The 16,062-nt window shown below is 70.1% G+C and carries 16 protein-coding genes, 1 pseudogene and 1 riboswitch; of the genes and pseudogenes, 10 read left to right on the top strand and 7 right to left on the bottom strand.

The genetic code is table 11. The annotated features are described in order from the left end of the window. Positions 1–6 precede the first annotated feature (6 nt). From ACQPY0_RS36520 to ACQPY0_RS36505, 4 genes and pseudogenes are all read right to left on the bottom strand, one after another. Positions 7–297 (bottom strand): hypothetical protein, encoded by a 291-nt coding sequence (locus ACQPY0_RS36520; RefSeq protein ID WP_432971260.1) that lies wholly within the window; start codon positions 295–297, stop codon positions 7–9. After that, positions 294–587, bottom strand: a pseudogene (locus tag ACQPY0_RS36515) (sensor histidine kinase); the annotation flags it as partial. The gene ACQPY0_RS36520 and the pseudogene ACQPY0_RS36515, both read right to left, overlap by 4 nt. 10 nt (positions 588–597) lie before the next feature. Beyond that, positions 598–1,047 carry a cupin domain-containing protein gene (locus tag ACQPY0_RS36510; protein ID WP_432971257.1) on the bottom strand — a complete coding sequence of 150 codons (450 nt, stop codon included), beginning with the start codon at positions 1,045–1,047 and terminating at the stop codon, positions 598–600. A gap of 13 nt (positions 1,048–1,060) precedes the next feature. Continuing rightward, positions 1,061–1,450, bottom strand: coding sequence for a VOC family protein (locus ACQPY0_RS36505; protein ID WP_432971254.1), 390 nt, complete (start codon positions 1,448–1,450; stop codon positions 1,061–1,063). Between the two features lie 60 nt (positions 1,451–1,510). On the opposite strand from ACQPY0_RS36505, the gene ACQPY0_RS36500 reads away from it, so the two are divergent. Then, positions 1,511–2,146 carry a TetR/AcrR family transcriptional regulator gene (locus ACQPY0_RS36500; protein ID WP_432971251.1) on the top strand — a complete coding sequence of 212 codons (636 nt, stop codon included), beginning with the start codon at positions 1,511–1,513 and terminating at the stop codon, positions 2,144–2,146. A 118-nt stretch (positions 2,147–2,264) separates the two neighbouring features. Further along, positions 2,265–2,407, top strand: a riboswitch (cyclic di-AMP (ydaO/yuaA leader). A 272-nt stretch (positions 2,408–2,679) separates the two neighbouring features. Continuing rightward, on the top strand, positions 2,680–3,417 hold the full coding sequence (locus ACQPY0_RS36495; protein ID WP_432971248.1) for a C39 family peptidase: 738 nt from the start codon (positions 2,680–2,682) through the stop codon (positions 3,415–3,417). Between the two features lie 52 nt (positions 3,418–3,469). On the opposite strand, the gene ACQPY0_RS36490 is transcribed toward ACQPY0_RS36495, so the two are convergent. Beyond that, positions 3,470–4,450, bottom strand: coding sequence for a helix-turn-helix transcriptional regulator (locus ACQPY0_RS36490; RefSeq protein ID WP_432971245.1), 981 nt, complete (start codon positions 4,448–4,450; stop codon positions 3,470–3,472). A 112-nt stretch (positions 4,451–4,562) separates the two neighbouring features. On the opposite strand from ACQPY0_RS36490, the gene ACQPY0_RS36485 reads away from it, so the two are divergent. Then, positions 4,563–4,964: a RidA family protein gene (locus ACQPY0_RS36485; RefSeq protein WP_432971242.1), complete on the top strand. Its 402-nt coding sequence runs from the start codon at positions 4,563–4,565 to the stop codon at positions 4,962–4,964. Between the two features lie 87 nt (positions 4,965–5,051). On the opposite strand, the gene ACQPY0_RS36480 is transcribed toward ACQPY0_RS36485, so the two are convergent. Further along, a complete protein-coding gene (locus ACQPY0_RS36480) occupies positions 5,052–5,768 on the bottom strand; it encodes a GntR family transcriptional regulator (protein WP_432971239.1) in 717 nt (238 codons plus the stop codon). A 310-nt stretch (positions 5,769–6,078) separates the two neighbouring features. Here ACQPY0_RS36480 and ACQPY0_RS36475 point away from each other — a divergent pair, with 310 nt between their 5' ends. The 7 genes from ACQPY0_RS36475 to ACQPY0_RS36445 are packed head-to-tail and all read left to right on the top strand — an operon-like array spanning position 6,079 to position 14,590. Further along, the gene (locus tag ACQPY0_RS36475) at positions 6,079–7,446 is read left to right on the top strand and encodes an ABC transporter substrate-binding protein (RefSeq protein ID WP_432971236.1); all 1,368 of its coding nucleotides are present in this window, start codon (positions 6,079–6,081) and stop codon (positions 7,444–7,446) included. A 13-nt stretch (positions 7,447–7,459) separates the two neighbouring features. Next, on the top strand, positions 7,460–8,416 hold the full coding sequence (locus ACQPY0_RS36470) for a carbohydrate ABC transporter permease (protein WP_432971233.1): 957 nt from the start codon (positions 7,460–7,462) through the stop codon (positions 8,414–8,416). Then, positions 8,416–9,225, top strand: coding sequence for a carbohydrate ABC transporter permease (locus ACQPY0_RS36465; protein ID WP_432995514.1), 810 nt, complete (start codon positions 8,416–8,418; stop codon positions 9,223–9,225). Before ACQPY0_RS36470 ends, ACQPY0_RS36465 begins: the two co-directional genes overlap by 1 nt. 39 nt (positions 9,226–9,264) lie before the next feature. Continuing rightward, positions 9,265–10,080, top strand: a complete 816-nt coding sequence (locus tag ACQPY0_RS36460; protein ID WP_432971230.1) for a 6-phosphogluconolactonase — start codon at positions 9,265–9,267, stop codon at positions 10,078–10,080. A gap of 38 nt (positions 10,081–10,118) precedes the next feature. Beyond that, positions 10,119–11,420, top strand: coding sequence for a glycoside hydrolase (locus ACQPY0_RS36455; RefSeq protein ID WP_432971228.1), 1,302 nt, complete (start codon positions 10,119–10,121; stop codon positions 11,418–11,420). After that, a complete protein-coding gene (locus ACQPY0_RS36450; RefSeq protein ID WP_432971225.1) occupies positions 11,417–12,436 on the top strand; it encodes an N-acetylglucosamine kinase in 1,020 nt (339 codons plus the stop codon). The genes ACQPY0_RS36455 and ACQPY0_RS36450 overlap by 4 nt, the downstream gene beginning before the upstream one ends. 15 nt (positions 12,437–12,451) lie before the next feature. Continuing rightward, entirely contained in the window at positions 12,452–14,590 is a 2,139-nt protein-coding gene (locus ACQPY0_RS36445; RefSeq protein ID WP_432971222.1) for a beta-glucosidase, read from the top strand. Between the two features lie 152 nt (positions 14,591–14,742). Here ACQPY0_RS36445 and ACQPY0_RS36440 read toward each other — a convergent pair whose 3' ends face one another. After that, positions 14,743–16,053: a toxic anion resistance protein gene (locus tag ACQPY0_RS36440; RefSeq protein WP_432971219.1), complete on the bottom strand. Its 1,311-nt coding sequence runs from the start codon at positions 16,051–16,053 to the stop codon at positions 14,743–14,745. Positions 16,054–16,062: the final 9 nt, after the last annotated feature.

Below are 16,062 nucleotides of genomic sequence, written 5' to 3'. Positions count from 1 at the left end.
GTTCGGTCAGCAGGTGCCGCGGGCGCGACGGGCCGGCCTCCAGTTTACGCCGCAGCTGGCCCATGTACTGGCGCAGGTAGTGGCTCTCTTGACATACGTCGGCCCCACACGTGCTGCAGCAGCTCCCGGTGGCCGACCAGCGACGACGACGTCGAGGTGCCGGTCGGCAGCGGCCCGTAGGGCGCTGGTGCCGTCGGCGGCGGTGACCACGTCGTACTGGCGGGCCTGCAGGTTGATCCGCAGGGCCCGCAGCAGCTGCGGCTCGTCGTCGACGATGAGGATGCGGATGCGGGTCATGCTGGGTCGGCTTTTCCGGTGCGCCGCACGTCCAGGTGTGCTGGCAGCGCGGGATCGGCCGGGGCCGCCGCCGGGGTGTGCTCGGGCTGCAGGGTGCCGCCCATGGCCTCGGCGAGGCCGCGGGACAGGGCCAGGCCGAGGCCGACGCCGGTGGCGTTGTCGCGATCGCCGAGGCGCTGGAAGGGTTGGAAGACCCGCTCCCGGTCGGCGGCCGAGATGCCGGGGCCGTGGTCGATGATGCGGATGTCGAGGTCCGGCGGCGCGGGCGCGGGGACTACTCGAACCCCTGACCCCGCACTGTCAGTGTGGCGGAGGACCGGTGATCTCGTAGCCGAACTCGGCGGCGACCGCGGTCAGCGCCGCGGGGTCGGGCGGCCCCGGCGGCATCGCGGCGACCCGCTCGGCGAACTGTTCGAACCCCGCTGGCCAGGTCAGTTGCAGCAGCCGCGCCGGTTCGGAGCTGACGACGGCGAAGGCGTGCGGGCGCCGGCGGGGCAGCAGGACGAAGGCTCCCGGGCCGGCCTCCCACGTGTCCTCGCCGTGGTGGACCCGGATCGCCCCGTCGAGCACGTAGAACGCCTCGTCGTCGTGGTGGTGCAGGTGGCGCGGGGTGGCGAACCCGGGCGGGCAGACCTGTTCGATGAGGGTCAGGCCACCGTCGGTCTGCGACGCGGACGCCTTGACGGTCATGGTGGTGCCGAGGAACGGGTATTCGGTGCCCGCACCGGCCGGCAGGGTGATCAGGGACATGGCGCCTCCTTCGTCAGCGGGGCGTGGCGGTGTAGAGCCGGACTTCGATGCCGTCGGGGTCGGTGACGCCGCCGGCCAGCCAGCCGACGCTGCCCTCGGCGAGTGGGCCGTGCGCGATCCCGAGCTCGTCGAGGTGCGCGACCCAGTCCCGCAGCGCGGCGACGTCGGGCACGGCGAAGGCCACCGGGTCGAACCCGGTCAAGGCGCCGGCGTGGTCGGGATCCTGGCGCAGCGCGAGCATCAGCGTGCCGCCGGGATCGCGCAGGGCGACGCCGCGGCGGACTCCGTCCTCGACGAATTCGATTGCCACCTGCAGGCCCAGCACCCGCTGGTACCACTCGAGGCTCTTGTCGACGTCGGCGACGGGGATCTTGACGTGGTGGAACCCTGCGAGTGCCGGCATCGCGTCCGCCTCACGATCGGGGCTTTTTAGAGCTGACCTCTAGAGTGTTACTCTAGCTTGGTGTCTGACGTCAAGGGGCCACGCCAACGCTCGGCACGCACGAAACGCGCCATCGTCGCCGCGGCTCACGACCTGTTCACCAGCAAGGGATACGCGGCGACCACGCTGCAGGAGATCGCCGGCGCGGCGGGCGTGGCGGTGCAGACGGTGTATTTCCACTTCGGCACGAAGAGCCGGCTGCTCAAGGAGGTCGTCGACGTCCGATCGGCCGGCGACGACGAGCCGGTGGCCCTGCTGGAGCGGGACTGGTTCGCCCGGCTGCGAGCCGCGACCGATCCCGCGGAGGTGCTCACCGGGTGGGTGCGCGCCAGCGGCCTGATCCTGGCCCGGGTCGCGCCGATCCTCGCCGTCGTGCGGGACGCGGCTCCCACCGATCCGGAGATGGCCGGCCAGTGGACGGTCAACAGCCGGCAACGTCGCCAGGCCCACGCCGAGTTCGTCACGGTGCTCGGCGGCCTGGGCGCGTTGCCGCCGGCGATGAGCGAGGACCGGGCGAGCGACATCACGGTCGCCCTGTTGTCGCCGGAGCTGTTCCTCGTGCTGACCCGGGAGTGCGGCTGGTCACGCGAGGCGTGGGAGGCCTGGGCCCTCGACCATCTCCGCCACGACCTGCTGGGCCGGTCACAGGCCCACTAACGCCCGTTCAAGGGCGACGAGTGCGGGTTTTTCCAGCTAGCAGGCGTTGGCAGGGCCGGCGGCCTTGAGTAACGTCGTGGGTCGCCCGACCCGGTTGGTGCCCACCACAGGTGGCGCCGGGACGGGCCCGCTGAGTCGTGCATGCACGAGCCGGGGACCCACCGCAAGCCTGGGGTGAATCCGCGGGCCGACGGCCCGCGGTAGGGCGACCTTCGCGCCCGAACCCGTCAGCTAACCCGGTAGGCGGACGCGTAAGGAGATCTGTCTGTGCACAGCCGGCTCAACCCCCATCGCACCAGTCCTCGCCAGCCGCGCGCCCGCTCGGCCGCACACAGACCGGCATCGACAGGACGCTGACGCGGTCGCCGTAGCGCGGCGCACGGCCACGCCGTTGCGCAGCCTGCGGACACCCGCACGCCACCACCGCTGACGACACGGTTCGTCACACACCCAGCACGCCGCGGCGTGCCGGGTGCGCTGCCCTGTGCGCGATCCCGCACCTTGCCCGGTCGAAGAGCCCCTGGAGAGTCGCAATGAACCTCGTACGTGTACTGCAGCAGGCCCGGCAGACGGTTGCCGCGAGCCGGCCGCGAACCGCCGTGATCTCCGGCGCGCTGCTCGCCGCGGCCGCCGCGGCCGGCATCGTGCTCAGCCAGCTCGGCGATCCGCCGCCCGCGAACACGGCCTCGGCCGGTGCGGCGCCGGCCGTCGAGCAGTCGGTCGCGCCCGCGCCCAAGCAGTCGACGGCACCGGCCCCAGCGGCGAAGGTCCTCGACTACCAGTTCCAGCTTCAGCCCAACTTCTATTACTGCGGGCCGGCCGCCACCCGGATCGCGCTCACGGCGGCCGGCCACACCATCAGCCAGGATCAGGCCGCCACCCTGCTGCACACCACCACCAGCGGGACCAACTCGGCCTTCGACACCACCCGCGCCCTCAACAGCGTGCTCGACCGCGGGACGGTGTACCGGACCAGGGAGATCCCAGCGTACCCGGCAACACCGGCACAGGCGGCCCAGCTGCGGTCGGACGTGGTGAGTGCCATCACCAGCGGCCGGGCTGTCGTCGCCAACATCGCCGGGCACCTCACCGACAACACCGGTGTGGTCCACGCCTACGAAGGCGGGCACTACCTCACGCTCGTCGGATACGAGGACGGCGGCAGCACGGTGAAGATCGCCGATCCGGCCAACCCGCGCGGCGACGGCACCTACTGGGTGAGCATCCCCAGGCTGGCCGACTGGATCTCCCAGCGCGGCTACTCGTACTGAGGTGTTCCGGTTGGCCATCCCGCGGTTCCTCGCCTGACAGGTGAATCGCCCTTCAACTGTCGGATGACACTTCGTAGCAGGTGGCGATCGCGGCGGCGCGGTTGCGCAGGGCGGTGCGCAACCACTGCGGGGCCAGGGCTTCCGCGTTCGTGGCGAGCTGCCACAGCGCCCATTCGGCATGTCTGGGATCTTGGAAGGTCACCTCCAGTCGCAGCCAGCCGTCCGCGTCGGCTTCCTCGGCGAGGACGGCCAGCGCGGTGCCCACCAAGTCCTCCCGCCGCGCCGCGTGCACCCGCACCAGCACGGTGACCGAGTCGCCGCCGGTGCGAAACTGCGTGCTGCGTTCCTGCCAGGCCCGGTCCAGATCGACCCGGTCAGGTCGCTGTGCGGGTTCGGCGAGTTCCTCGGCGGCCAACACCCGGGACAGTCGGTACGTGCGGTCCGCGCCAGACCTCGTGGCCAGCAAGTAGCCCTGTTCGCGTACGGTGACCAGGCCGATCGGGTCCACCGTGCGCCACTTCGGGGTCTGGCCCACTGCCGCGTAATGGATGTGCAGCTTGTGTCCGGCGAGCACCGCGCGCCGAATCTCGGCCACGATGCTCTCGGGGACCTCCTCGGCGACCAGCCGGCGCGACAGCAGGTCGGTCTCCGGGTCGATGAGCAATCGCTCGACCGCGCCGGCCGCGGTGTCCCGATGGCTTTCGGGGAGCGCGTCGAGCACCTTGAGCATGGCCGAAGCGAGCGCCGAGCCGAGACCGAATGCCTGTGCGCCGCGCCGCGATCCGGCGACCAGCAGAGCGAGCGCTTCGTCGTGGTTCAGGCCGGTGAGCTCGGTCTGGAAACCGGGCAACAACGCGAAACCGCCGTGCCGCCCGCGTTCGGCGTAGACCGGGACGCCGGCCGCGGACAGCGCCTCGATGTCGCGTAGCACGGTGCGGGTGGATACCTCCAGCTCGCGGGCCAGTGTGGCCGCGGACAACCGACCGCGCTGGCGCAGCAGCAGCACCAGCGAGACCAACCGATCGGCCCGCATACGAAAACTATGCCAGGAATACACGACACAGGATGTCGCGATTGGCTGAGAGGCTCACCGGCACGTGGGCACGAGTCCCAGCGTGCCCACACTCTCGACGAACGGAGCTGAGATGACAATGCAGCGAACGGCGGTCAATCCGTGGACGTGGTCGGCGGAGTTGGGGTTCAACCAGGGTGAGATCGTCTCCGGGCACACCCGGACCCTGTACTGCTCCGGGCAGACCGCGATGAGCGGTGATGGCAAACCCCAGCATGCCGATGACATGGCGGCACAGTTGACGCTGAGCCTCGACAACCTGGAGGCCATTCTCGGCGAGGCCGGCATGTCCCTCGCGAACCTTGTCCGGCTCAACGTCTACACCACCGACGTCGATCTGCTGTTCCAGCACTACGGCGCGCTGGCGTCGAGGTTGGGCGCCGCCGGGGTGGCGCCGACCACCACGATGCTCGGGGTGACCCGGCTGGCGGTCCCCGACCTGATGGTCGAGCTCGAGGGGACCGCCGTCGCGTGATGCGACCTCGCCGCCTTCGGCAGGGTTGCCGGAGGCGGCGGCACGAGGTCACCGATCGCATCGCTGGCCGGCACGGGGTGGGAGCGCTCAGTTGGGCCGGGCCCGGTACAGCTCCGCCTCGAACCGGTACGCGTCGCCCCGGTAGTGGTTGACGCCGACCAGGATCGGTGACCCGTCGGCGGTGTAGGCGACCTCCCGGCCGACCAGAACCGGGGCGCCGGGGCCGATGTTCAGCAGCGCGGCCAACTTCTCGTCGGCGGCCACCGCCTGTACGGAGTAGGCCGAGCGGTGGACGTACAGTCCACAGTGGATTTCGAGGCACTGGTACAGCGACGTGTCGTTCATGTCGATGCTGAGCAGTGCGGCGGCGCGGTTGTGCACCAGGACGACGGTGTCGACGCAGACCGGGGTGTCATCCATGCCACGCAGCCGCTGGAGCTCGATGATCTGCGCCGCCGGCGCGATGCCGAGCTTCTCCGCCTCATCGAGCGTGGCCGGCCGGAGCCGCTGGACCAGCACCCGGGCGGTGGGTCGCAGGCCGCGGGCGGTGGCCATCTCGGTGAAGCTCTGCAGCGTGCTGGGTGGCTCGCCGAAGGTGTGCGGCGCGATGAACCAGCCGCGCTGCGCGGACCGGGTCACCAGTCCGCCGGCCTCGAGCATGCTCAGGGCCTGACGCAGGGTCGTGCGGGAGACGCCGAGCAGTACCGACAGTTCCCGCTCGCTCGGCAGCCGCGACCCGGGCGGGAACACTCCGCGGCGGATCTCGTCACCCAGCCGGCGATGGGTCCCCTCTACGGTCGACACAGGTGGCATGGAAAAACCGTAGCAGTGTGAACCAATCGCCTGCATCAGTGGCCCAGATGGACCAAATGAGTTGGCTCGCGTATGCGATGATAAGCCGCAATATGGACGCACATTGCCGACGGGGGGCGGAGTAAGTCGCTTCGATCAGAAGGTACAGCCCGGCATCTGGTCTAACTGGTCTAACACTGGTACGGTCGGCCGAGGTCGAGGAAGAAGACCAGGTAGTTGCGATAGCGGTACACCCCCGCCCACGTCGGTGCGACTGCGCTTGTCGTGGGTGACCGTCCCATCATGAAACGGAGTGCTGCGCATGGTAGTTCACAAGCTGCGGCGGCGCCTGCTGGTCAGCGTCGCGGTGGCGGTGATCGCGTCCCCGGTCGCCGCCTGTTCCCCAGGCAGCTCCCAGGGACCCGCTTCCACCAATCCCAGCGTGGTGTCGACCGACATTTCGGGCCAAGGCAACGTCAAGCTCAAGATGCTGGACTTCTGGCCCTCCGGCGCCGAGAACGACTGGATGAACAAGGTCGTCAAGGAGTTCCAGACCGCCCACCCCAACGTCACGATCACGCGGACCTCCCAGAACTGGGGCGAGGTCAACAGCACGCTCAACCTGCGCCTGGCCGACTCCGGTGGGCCGGACATCGCCACCGCCAACCAGGGCTGGCAGGCGCTGGGCACCTACGCCAAGGGGCACCTGGTACTCAACCTCGACGCGTACGCGTCGGCGTACAAATGGGCGGACAAGGTACCCAGGTCGCTGCTGAAGCAGCAGCAGTTCTCGGCCGACGGTAAGCAGATGGGCACCGGCTCGCTCTACGCGACGCCCGTCGCCTCCTCGTCGATCGTCGGCGTCAACTTCAACAAGAAGATTCTCGGCGACCTCGGTATCGCGGTACCGACGACCCTCGCCGAGTTCGAGGCCGCCTGCACCAAGATCAAGGCGGCCGGCCAGGTACCGATCAACTTCGGCTCCCTGGAGCCCGGCTCGGCCACCGCGATGCTGTTCGCCGTCCAGGCGATGTACGGCGCCAAGGACAAGATCTCCGGCTTCGTCTACGGGGACACCGGGATCCAGGCGAGCGACACCGGCTTGGTGGAAGCCGCGCAGAAGGTCAAGCAGTGGGCGGACGCCGGTTGGCTCACGCCGAACTATGCGGGTATCGCCTACCAGGACACGGTCGACTCGTTCAAGAAGGGCAAGGGCGCCTTCCAGTTCAACTACTCCGGTACCCTCTCGCCGACCGGCGACGAGCAGCAGAACTTCGGTTTCGCGCTACTGAAGCAGGTCAGCGGTGGCGCTCCGGTCGGGGTCGGCGCGTCTCGGGCGGCCATCGTGATCTCGGCGAAGTCGGCGCACCCGGACGTGGCCGCGGCGTTCCTGGACTTCCTGGTCTCCCAGCAGACGGCGCAGGCGGCCGTGGACAACAACCTCACCCCGGCGTTCTACCCGCAGCTGACCATGCCGGCCGGCCAGCCGGAGTTCACCGAGGAGTCCAAGGCGGTACAGACGCTCGACGGCAGCGACGGCTACGTCCCGTACTTCGACTGGTCGACGCCGACGCTGCTGGACACGATCGGCCGCCAGCTGCAGACGATGCTGGCCGGCAAGACCACGCCGCAGGACATGGTCGCGGCGGCACAGGCGGACCGGGTCAAGTTCGCCACCGGACAGAAGTGAGCAGGGGCGCGGCATGGTCACCGAATCCGTGACGCAGCCCGCCACGCCGCGATCGCAGCTCTCGCGTACCCGTGGCTCCCGCCGGAACGTCCGGCGGGGGCCACGGGGGGCGCGCCGGAACCGGTGGATCGGCCTGGCCTTCGTCGCGCCGGGGCTGCTGATCTACGCGCTGGTGGTCCTGGCCTCGCTGCTGCGGTCGATGTCGTACTCCTTCTACTCCTGGGACGGCGTCACCCAGGCCACCTGGGTGGGACTGCGCAACTACGAGACCTTCTTCACCGACCCGGACCTGCGCGGCTCGCTCGGTCACGTGCTGGTGCTGATCGTCTTCTTCTCGCTGCTGCCGATCCTGCTCGGACTGCTCGCCGCGGCCCTGCTGGGCCGGCCGCGTCCGGGTGCGGCGGTCTTCCGCTGGATCCTGTTCCTGCCGCAGGTGATCACGTCCGTGGTGATCGCGATCATCTGGAAGCGGATGTACGCGCCGGACGGGCCGGTCAATGCCACCCTCCGCGCGATCGGGCTCGGCCGGCTGGCGCACAACTGGCTGGGCGACTTCGCCTGGGCGCTGCCGGCGCTCGGCGTGATCGGTAGCTGGGTCACGTTCGGGTTCTGCATGCTGCTGTTCACCGCCGGCATCTCGGCGATACCCACCGAGCTGTACGAGGCGGCCGCGATCGACGGCGCGAACGCGTTCCGCCGGTTCACCGCGGTCACCCTGCCCGGGCTGCGCGCGCAGATCGGCGTGGCGCTCGTGCTCACCGTCACCGGAGCCCTGCGCACCTTCGACCTGGTCTGGATCACCACGAAGGGCGGCCCCGGCACCTCGAGCATGACGCCCGCCGTGTTGCTCTACCGGGCCGCCTTCGAGAACCCACAGGTCGGGCTGGCCTCGGCGATCGGCGTCATCATGGCAGTTCTCTGCCTCGCCGTGGCCCTGGTCATCAACCGCGTAGCGGAGCGGGGTACGTGATGCAGTCAAAGGTCGAACGCGTCGTCACGTCCGCGGCGCTGGGTCTGTTCGCGGTCGTCGTGCTGTTCCCGGTGGCGTGGTTCGTGCTGATCGCGCTCAGCCCGGGCACCTCCGGCACGATCAGCCCGCGGCTGCACTTCTCCAACTTCGTGCACGCGTGGCAGGTGGCGGACTTCTCGCACGCCATGGTGGCCTCGCTGGTCGTTGTCGTCGTCACCGTCGTGGCTCAGGTGGTGCTGGCCGTCATGACCGGCTACGGGCTGGGCGTGCTCAACGCCGCCGGGCACCGGGTCATCTTCCCGGTGCTGCTGCTGGGCATGATGATCTCCACCGAGGCGACCATCGTGCCGCTGTACTACCAGTTCCGGGATCTGGGCCTGACCAACTCCTGGCTCGGCCTGATCATCATCCATACCGGGATGGGCATTCCGTTCGGCGCGTTCTGGATGCGGGCCACGTTCCGGGCACTGCCTCCGACAATCTTGGAGGCCGCGCGTCTGGACGGCGCCGGATCCATCCGTCTCCTGTGGTCGGTCCTCATGCCGCTGGCCCGGCCCGCCATCTACACATTGCTGCTGCTCAGTTTCATGTGGACCTGGAACGACTACTTCATCGCCCTGGTGTTCATGTCCGACCCGGTGAAGCAGACCGCACCGGTCGCGCTCGGCATCTTCCAGGGCCGGTTCCTGGTTGAGGTCAACTACATGGCGGCCGCGAGCCTCATCGTGGCCGCGCCGGTACTGATCCTCTACGTCTTCTTCCAGCGCCAGTTCATCAGAGGGGTGCTCGGCGGCGCGATCAAGGAATAGACCCGGGACCGGCTACCGCTCGCACAGATAGGCACGCTCATGCACGTCCTGCCCGAGATCCACCACTCTCCTGACGTCCTCGGCCAATCGGCCGCCGCCATCATCGCCGACGGCATCGCCGCCGCCGGCCGTGACGGCCGGCAGTACCTGCTCGGCTGCCCCACCGGGCGCAGCCCGCAGCCGGTGTTCCGGGCGCTGACCGATGAGGTACGCACCCGCCGGCTCGACCTGTCGCACGTCGTGCTGGTGCTCATGGACGACTACGTGACCCGCGCGCCGGGCGGCGCGTTCCAGCGGGTCCCCGCCCACCTGCCGTACAGCTGCGAAGGCTTCGGCCGCCGGCACATCGCCGGGCCGCTGGCACAGGCCGCCGCGCAGGCCGGCCGATCATCGCAGCCGGCCCTGTGGCTGCCCGATCCGGCCGACCCGGCGGCGTACGACCAGCGGATCGCCGCGTACGGCGGCCTCGACCTGTTCATCCTGGCGTGCGGCACCTCGGACGGGCACATCGCGTTCAACCCGCCGGGTTCGGCCCGGGACTCGATCACTCGCATCATCGAACTGCCCGAGGCCACCCGGCGGGACAACCTCGTCACCTTCCCCGAGTTCCCGAACCTCGACGCGGTACCGACGCACGGCGTCTCGGTCGGCATCGGCACGATCGCCGAGCTGTCCAAGTCGGCCGTCATGGTGGTGCACGGCCCGGACAAGGCCCGCGCATACCAGCGGCTGAGCACCGCCACCGACTACGAACCCGACTGGCCGGCGACGATCCTGACCGCGTGCCGGCAACCCCGGCTGCTCGCCGACCGCGCGGCCATGTCCGGGGAATCCACCCTGACTCCGCGGCACTGACCAGACCGACGGTCCACTGTGTACTGAAAGGCTGAGGCGTGGCACGCATCAAACTCGTTTACGTCGGCGGTGGCTCGTCCCGGGCCGCCGGGACGATGGCATCGTTCATCCAGCACGGCGAGGAGTTCAACGGCTCCGAGGTCGTGCTGGTCGACCTGGACCCCGATCGGCTTTCGATCGTCCGGACGATCGCCGAGAAGCTGGTGGCAGAGCACGGTGTGGATCTGACGATCACGGCGACGACGGACCGGCGGGCCGGCCTCACCGACGCCGACGCCGTGCTGACCAGCTTCCGGGCCGGCGACTTCGCGGCCCGCGCGCTGGACGAGCGGATCCCCGTCAAGCACGGCGTCATCGGCCAGGAGACGCAGGGACCCGGCGGCATGTTCATGGCGATGCGGTCGCTGCACGTCATCAAGGACATCGTGGCGGAGATCGAACAGGTCGCCCCGCGCGCCACGATCTTCAACTACACCAACCCGGTGAACATCGTCTCCCAGGCGGTCAGCGACTTCTCCGAGGTGCCGATCTACTCGATGTGCGAGGGACCGGTCGTGTTCCCGCCGTACGTGCTGCGCGCCGCCGGGCTCGATCCGGACCGGGCCAACGTGGTGATGGCCGGCCTGAACCACAACTGCTGGTCCTTCGAGCACACCTACGACGGGCAGGACCTGATACCGCTGCTGCGCGACGCCTGGGAGGCCCGCCGGGACGACCCGACGCTCAGCGCCTACGAGCGGCGCCTGCTGCACCTGGCCGTGGTCGCCGAGTCGGTGCCGGCGGACTACTTCAACTACTACTACTTCCGCGACGAGGTGCTGCGCGAGCAGCAGGCGGCCCCGCGTACCCGCGCCGAGGTGATCCTGGACGCGCTGCCCGGGTACTGGCAGCACTACACGGAACAGGCGCAGGCACCGGTGCCGACCCTGGACCCCGGGCGGTCCCGGGGCGGCATCCACGAGCTCGAACTGGCCATCGACGTGATGAGCGCGCACTTCAACGACACCGGCGCCCGGCTGCCCGTCAACCTGCCCAACACCGGCGGCGCGCTGCCCGGGTTCTCCGACGACACGGTCGTCGAGATGTGGTGCACAGTGGACGCGGCCGGGATTCACCCGGTGCCGCAGCGGCCGCTGCCACCGATCGCCCTGGCGCTGACCCAGCACCTGGCCGAGTACCAGAAGCTCGCCGCGTACGCGGCCTGGCAGGGCACCCGGGCCGACGGTGTGCGGGCCATGCTGGCCAACCCGTTGGTACCGTCGCTCTCGGCGGCCGAGGCACTCTACGACGAGCTTGCCTTGGCCCACGCCCGCTATCTGCCGGAGCGCCTTCTGTCATGAGCGTGTACCTGGGGGTGGACGCGGGCAACTCGAAGACCGTGGCGCTCGTCTGCGACGACCGGGGCACGGTGCTCGGCTGGGGCCGGGCCGGCATCGGCGACATCTATGGCGCACCCGACGAGCAGACCGCCGTCCGCAACGTGTTCACCGCCGTCGACGCCGCACTCGACCGGGCCGCACTCGACCCGGCCGGGTCCGGCGGCGCCGCGGTCCGCGCGGCGGCGTTCTGCCTCGCGGGCGTGGACTGGCCCGAGGACGAGCGGTTCTGGCGGGACCACGTGTCCCGCCGGTACCCCGGCCTCGGCCCGTTCAGCGTGCGCAACGACGGGTTCGCCACGCTGAGCGCCGGGACCCCGAGCGGCACCGGCATCGCCGTGGTCGTCGGTACCGGCCCAGCCGTCGCCGCCCGCGCCCCGGACAACACCGAACGGTGCCTCGGCTGGTGGTGCTTTCAGCACCTGGGCGGCGGCGGGCTCGGCGCGGACGGGCTGCGCGCTGTGTACCAGGCGCACCAGGGCCTGGCCCCGCCGACCGCGCTGACCGAGATCCTGACCGGCCTGTACCACGCCGGCTCCGTCCCCGACCTGCTGCACGCGTTCACCCGGCGGGCCGACCCGATACCGCCGGACCACCGCAGCAGGGCCGCCCGGGTCGTACTCGCCTGCGCCGCCGATGGCGACCCGGTGGCCCGGGACATCGTGGACCGGCACGCCCTCGCGTTCGCCGAGTACGCCTGGTGGGTCGGGCGGCAGGCCGGGTTCGACACCGACCGCGCGGACATCCCCGTGGTCCTGGGCGGCTCGGTGGTCACCTCACACATCCCGGTGCTGCGCGAACTGCTCGCGGAGCAGATCAAGCAACGGATTCCAGGCGCCCTGACCACCGTCGTGGACGTACCGCCGGTGATCGGCGCGCTGGTCGAGGCGCTGGCCCTGGACGACGCGCCGGACCGAACTGTCCTGAGTGGACAGTTGGCCGCCGCCGAACTACCCGCAGAACTCTTCCACACCGACTGAATGGCTGGATGCCTGATGAACGCACAGCACGTATCCACGGTCGACCTCGCCACCCTGCTCGCCGGCCTGACCCTGGAGCAGAAGGTGTCGCTGCTGTCCGGTCTGGACGACTGGCGGACCCAGCCGATCGAGGCGGCCGGACTGCCGTCGATCGAACTGGGCGACGGGCCGCACGGGCTACGCAAGGAGACCGGCGTGGACATGGTGTGGTATCCGGCCACCTGTTTCCCCACGGCGTCGGCGCTGGGTTCTTCGTGGGACCGGGCGCTGCTGCGGCGGGTCGGGGAGGCGTTGGGCGCGGAGGCACGCGCCGCGGGTGTGCAGGTGCTGCTCGGTCCCGGCATCAACATGAAGCGTTCGCCGCTGTGCGGGCGCAACTTCGAGTATCTGTCCGAGGATCCGGTGCACGCCGGTGAACTGGCCACCGCATATGTGCAGGGTGTGCAGTCGCGGGGTGTGGGCGCGTGCGTGAAGCACTTCGCCGTCAACAACCAGGAGACGTCCCGGCGGTGGGTGTCGGCCGAGGTCGACGGGCGGACTCTGCGCGAGGTCTACCTGGCCGGGTTCGAGCGGGTGGTCACCGCGGCCGAGCCGTGGACCGTCATGTGCTCGTACAACCGGATCAACGGGGTGCACGCGTCCCGCGACCATTGGCTGCTCACCGAGATCCTGCGCGACGAGTGGGGCTACACCGGTGCGGTGGTCTCCGACTGGGACGCGGTCCATGACCGGGTGGCCGCGGTGGCCGCGGGGCTGGATCTGGAGATGCCGGGCAACGACACCGCCAACGACGGCGTTCTGCTCGCGGCGGTGGCGTCGGGCGCGCTGCCGCAGGACGCGGTGGACACCGCCGCTGCCCGGGTCCTGGCACTGGTCGGCAAGGGGCTGCCGGCCCGGGCCGAGCCGGGAACCGTCGACACCGAGGCGCACCACCGGCTGGCGCGGGAGGCCGCCGCGCAGTGCGTCGTGCTGCTGCGCAATGAGCATGCCACCCTGCCCGTCGACCGCGCGTCGATCGCCACGATCGCGGTCATCGGCGAGTACGCGGCGCGGCCACGGCTGCAGGGCGGCGGATCGGCCGGGGTCCTGCCCACCCGGGTCGATCTCCCGCTGGATGAGATCACGGCGGCGGCCGGCGACACCGTGCAGGTGCGGTACGAGCTGGGCTACCAGGATTTGTCCAGAGTGGACCTCGCGGGCGTCGACGGTACCGTCCGCGAACCGGGTGCCGCGGCCCGCGACCGCGACCCGCGCTCCGACGAGGACCTGGTCGCTGACGCGGTACGCCTGGCCGCCGCGAGTGATGTCACCATCGTGTACGCCGGTCTGCCGCTGTCGGCCGAGGAGGAGGCCCGCGACCGGGCCGGCATCGACCTGCCGGCCGGCCAGGAGGCGCTGCTGGCCGCGCTCGCCGCGGTGGACACGACCCTGATCGTCGTGCTCAGCAACGGGTCAGCGGTCGCGCTCGGGCCGTGGCACGAGCGGTGCGCCGCCCTCGTGGCCGGGGGACTGGCCGGCCAGGGCGGTGGGTGGGCGGTGGCCCAGGTCCTGTTCGGCGCGGTGAACCCGTCCGGGAAGCTGGCCGAGACCTACCCGGTCCGGCTGCAGGACACGCCGTCGTTCCTGAACTTCCCCGGCGAGCGGGGTCAGGTCCGCTACGGCGAGGGCGTGTTCATCGGGTACCGCTGGTACGACGCCACCGGCATCGCGCCGCGCTACCCGTTCGGGCACGGGCTGTCGTACACCACGTTCGAGTACTCGCCGCTGCGGGTGCGGGTGAGCGACCCGGACGCCGGCACGGTCGAGGTGTCACTCACGGTGTCCAACACGGGATCGCGGGCCGGATCGGAGACCGTGCAACTTTACGTCGGCGACCCCGAGGCGGCGGTTCGGCGGCCGGTACGGGAACTGAAGGCGTTCGAGAAGCTCCACCTCCAGCCGGGCGAGTCCCAGCGCGTCACCTTCCACCTCGGCAACCGCGACTTCGCCTTCTACGACACCGGCTCCGCACTCTGGCGCCGCGAGGCCGGTGAATTCATCCTCGCGGCCGGCTCGTCCAGTGTGGACCTCCGGGCCCAGGCCGGCATCACCTTGCCCGACGACCCGCACATCCCGCCACTGATCGACGACGACACCCTCGGCGGCCGCCCCTGACCACGCCGTCTCGGAGCAGTCTGCGGCCGGTGGCCAGGGCGGCGTCGACGCCGACTCACCAACTTCGTGCCGGAACCACATCACCATGGCTAACCGAGACGCCGCCCTGACCGTAACGCGTTACGCCTGCCCGTCGTCCTCCATGGCGGCGGTCAGGCGTTCGTGTGCGGCACCAGCGCCGGGGCCTGTTCGAGGACCGACGCCGGCAACTGCGGGCCGGCCGGCAGGGCGAGCGGCTCCTTGGCGCGGGAAACGAGCTCGACCACGGTCTTGCTGAGCCGCTGCGAGGTCTGGGACATGGACTCGTTGGCCGTGACGATCGCGGTGACCACCTCCGCCCGCTTCTGCTGGCCGAACTTCACGGCATCCTCGATGCCCCGGGCCTGCGCGTCGATCGAGTCGGCGACCTCCAGGATCGTCTCCGGGCGGATGGTCGGTGTCTGGATGACGCGGGCGATCTGCGGTACTGCCGTCTTCGACGCCTGTGCGTAGGCGGACAGGACGTCGTTGGCGCCGTCCGCCACCGCCTGCTGCATGTCCGCCGCCTGGTTGGCCTGCAGCATCAGCGCCCACTGGGCGATGGTCAGCTTCATCGTCGGGATGGTGAGGTTCATCAGCAGGGCGAGCCGCTGGCCCAGGCCGTAGTTGAGCGTGCGGATGTTGCGCACCTGCGGCGAGGTGGACCAGGCGACGAAGAGCCGCTGCTGGAACTCGTTGATGCGCACCTCGAGCGCCTGGATGAACTCGGTGATGAGGGACAGCCGCTCCTGCAGGTCGCGCTCGTCGGGCGCACCCGGCGTGATCTTGATCGAGCGGGCGTCCTCCAGGGCCACGTCGCGGACCAGCTCCATCACCGCGATCGCGCCGATGAGCTGGCCGATCGCGGCCTCGTTGGCCTTGTACAGCTCATCGCACAGCACCACGTTGCGCTTGAGCTGCAGCTGCTTGTCGCTGAGCTGGCCGGCGACCTTGTCGAGCTGCTGCTCGACGGTCTTCGCCTCCTCGAACAGCATCTCCAGCAGATCGCGGCCCTTGCGGAACAGGCCCTTGATCGAGTCCGAGAACTTGTTGAAGGTCTCGCGGACCTTCGGGTCGCTCGGGTCGTACTTGCGGCGGAAGTTGCGCATCCGGTCGTTGAGCTCGTGCATGATGCCGGTGAGCTCGGGGATGTTGACCCGGCCGACCTCGCGGAAGATCCGGCTGACCTGGGTGTTGACCCCGTCGATCGCGCTGTTGCCGAAGGCGGCCAGCTGGTCGGTGTTGGCGAGCATCACCGGGTACAGCTGCTTGGCCGCCGCCTCCGCCTGCGTGACCTGGGCCGGGCTGAGCAGGTCCTTGCAGACGAGCGCGCGTGGCTCGCTCGCGGCGACGGCGGCCGTGATGGCGCTGTCGGCCGAACCCGCCGCCGGTTCGGCGGGCCCGCCGACGAGGTTGCCGAAGTCGATCTGAAGTCCGTCGCTCATCTCATTCCC

This window comes from Dactylosporangium sp. CA-233914 (genome assembly GCF_050942935.1).
GTDB lineage: Bacteria > Actinomycetota > Actinomycetes > Mycobacteriales > Micromonosporaceae > Dactylosporangium.
This window is presented reverse-complemented; position numbering and strand designations above follow the sequence as displayed.

Coding starts and splice junctions, on each gene's coding strand:
- ACQPY0_RS36520 (WP_432971260.1), bottom strand. CDS start 297: ATGACCCGCATCCGCATCCTCATCGTCGACGACGAGCCGCAGCTGCTG.
- ACQPY0_RS36510 (WP_432971257.1), bottom strand. CDS start 1,047: ATGTCCCTGATCACCCTGCCGGCCGGTGCGGGCACCGAATACCCGTTC.
- ACQPY0_RS36505 (WP_432971254.1), bottom strand. CDS start 1,450: ATGCCGGCACTCGCAGGGTTCCACCACGTCAAGATCCCCGTCGCCGAC.
- ACQPY0_RS36495 (WP_432971248.1), top strand. CDS start 2,680: ATGAACCTCGTACGTGTACTGCAGCAGGCCCGGCAGACGGTTGCCGCG.
- ACQPY0_RS36490 (WP_432971245.1), bottom strand. CDS start 4,450: ATGCGGGCCGATCGGTTGGTCTCGCTGGTGCTGCTGCTGCGCCAGCGC.
- ACQPY0_RS36485 (WP_432971242.1), top strand. CDS start 4,563: ATGACAATGCAGCGAACGGCGGTCAATCCGTGGACGTGGTCGGCGGAG.
- ACQPY0_RS36475 (WP_432971236.1), top strand. CDS start 6,079: ATGGTAGTTCACAAGCTGCGGCGGCGCCTGCTGGTCAGCGTCGCGGTG.
- ACQPY0_RS36470 (WP_432971233.1), top strand. CDS start 7,460: ATGGTCACCGAATCCGTGACGCAGCCCGCCACGCCGCGATCGCAGCTC.
- ACQPY0_RS36465 (WP_432995514.1), top strand. CDS start 8,416: ATGCAGTCAAAGGTCGAACGCGTCGTCACGTCCGCGGCGCTGGGTCTG.
- ACQPY0_RS36460 (WP_432971230.1), top strand. CDS start 9,265: ATGCACGTCCTGCCCGAGATCCACCACTCTCCTGACGTCCTCGGCCAA.
- ACQPY0_RS36450 (WP_432971225.1), top strand. CDS start 11,417: ATGAGCGTGTACCTGGGGGTGGACGCGGGCAACTCGAAGACCGTGGCG.
- ACQPY0_RS36445 (WP_432971222.1), top strand. CDS start 12,452: ATGAACGCACAGCACGTATCCACGGTCGACCTCGCCACCCTGCTCGCC.
- ACQPY0_RS36440 (WP_432971219.1), bottom strand. CDS start 16,053: ATGAGCGACGGACTTCAGATCGACTTCGGCAACCTCGTCGGCGGGCCC.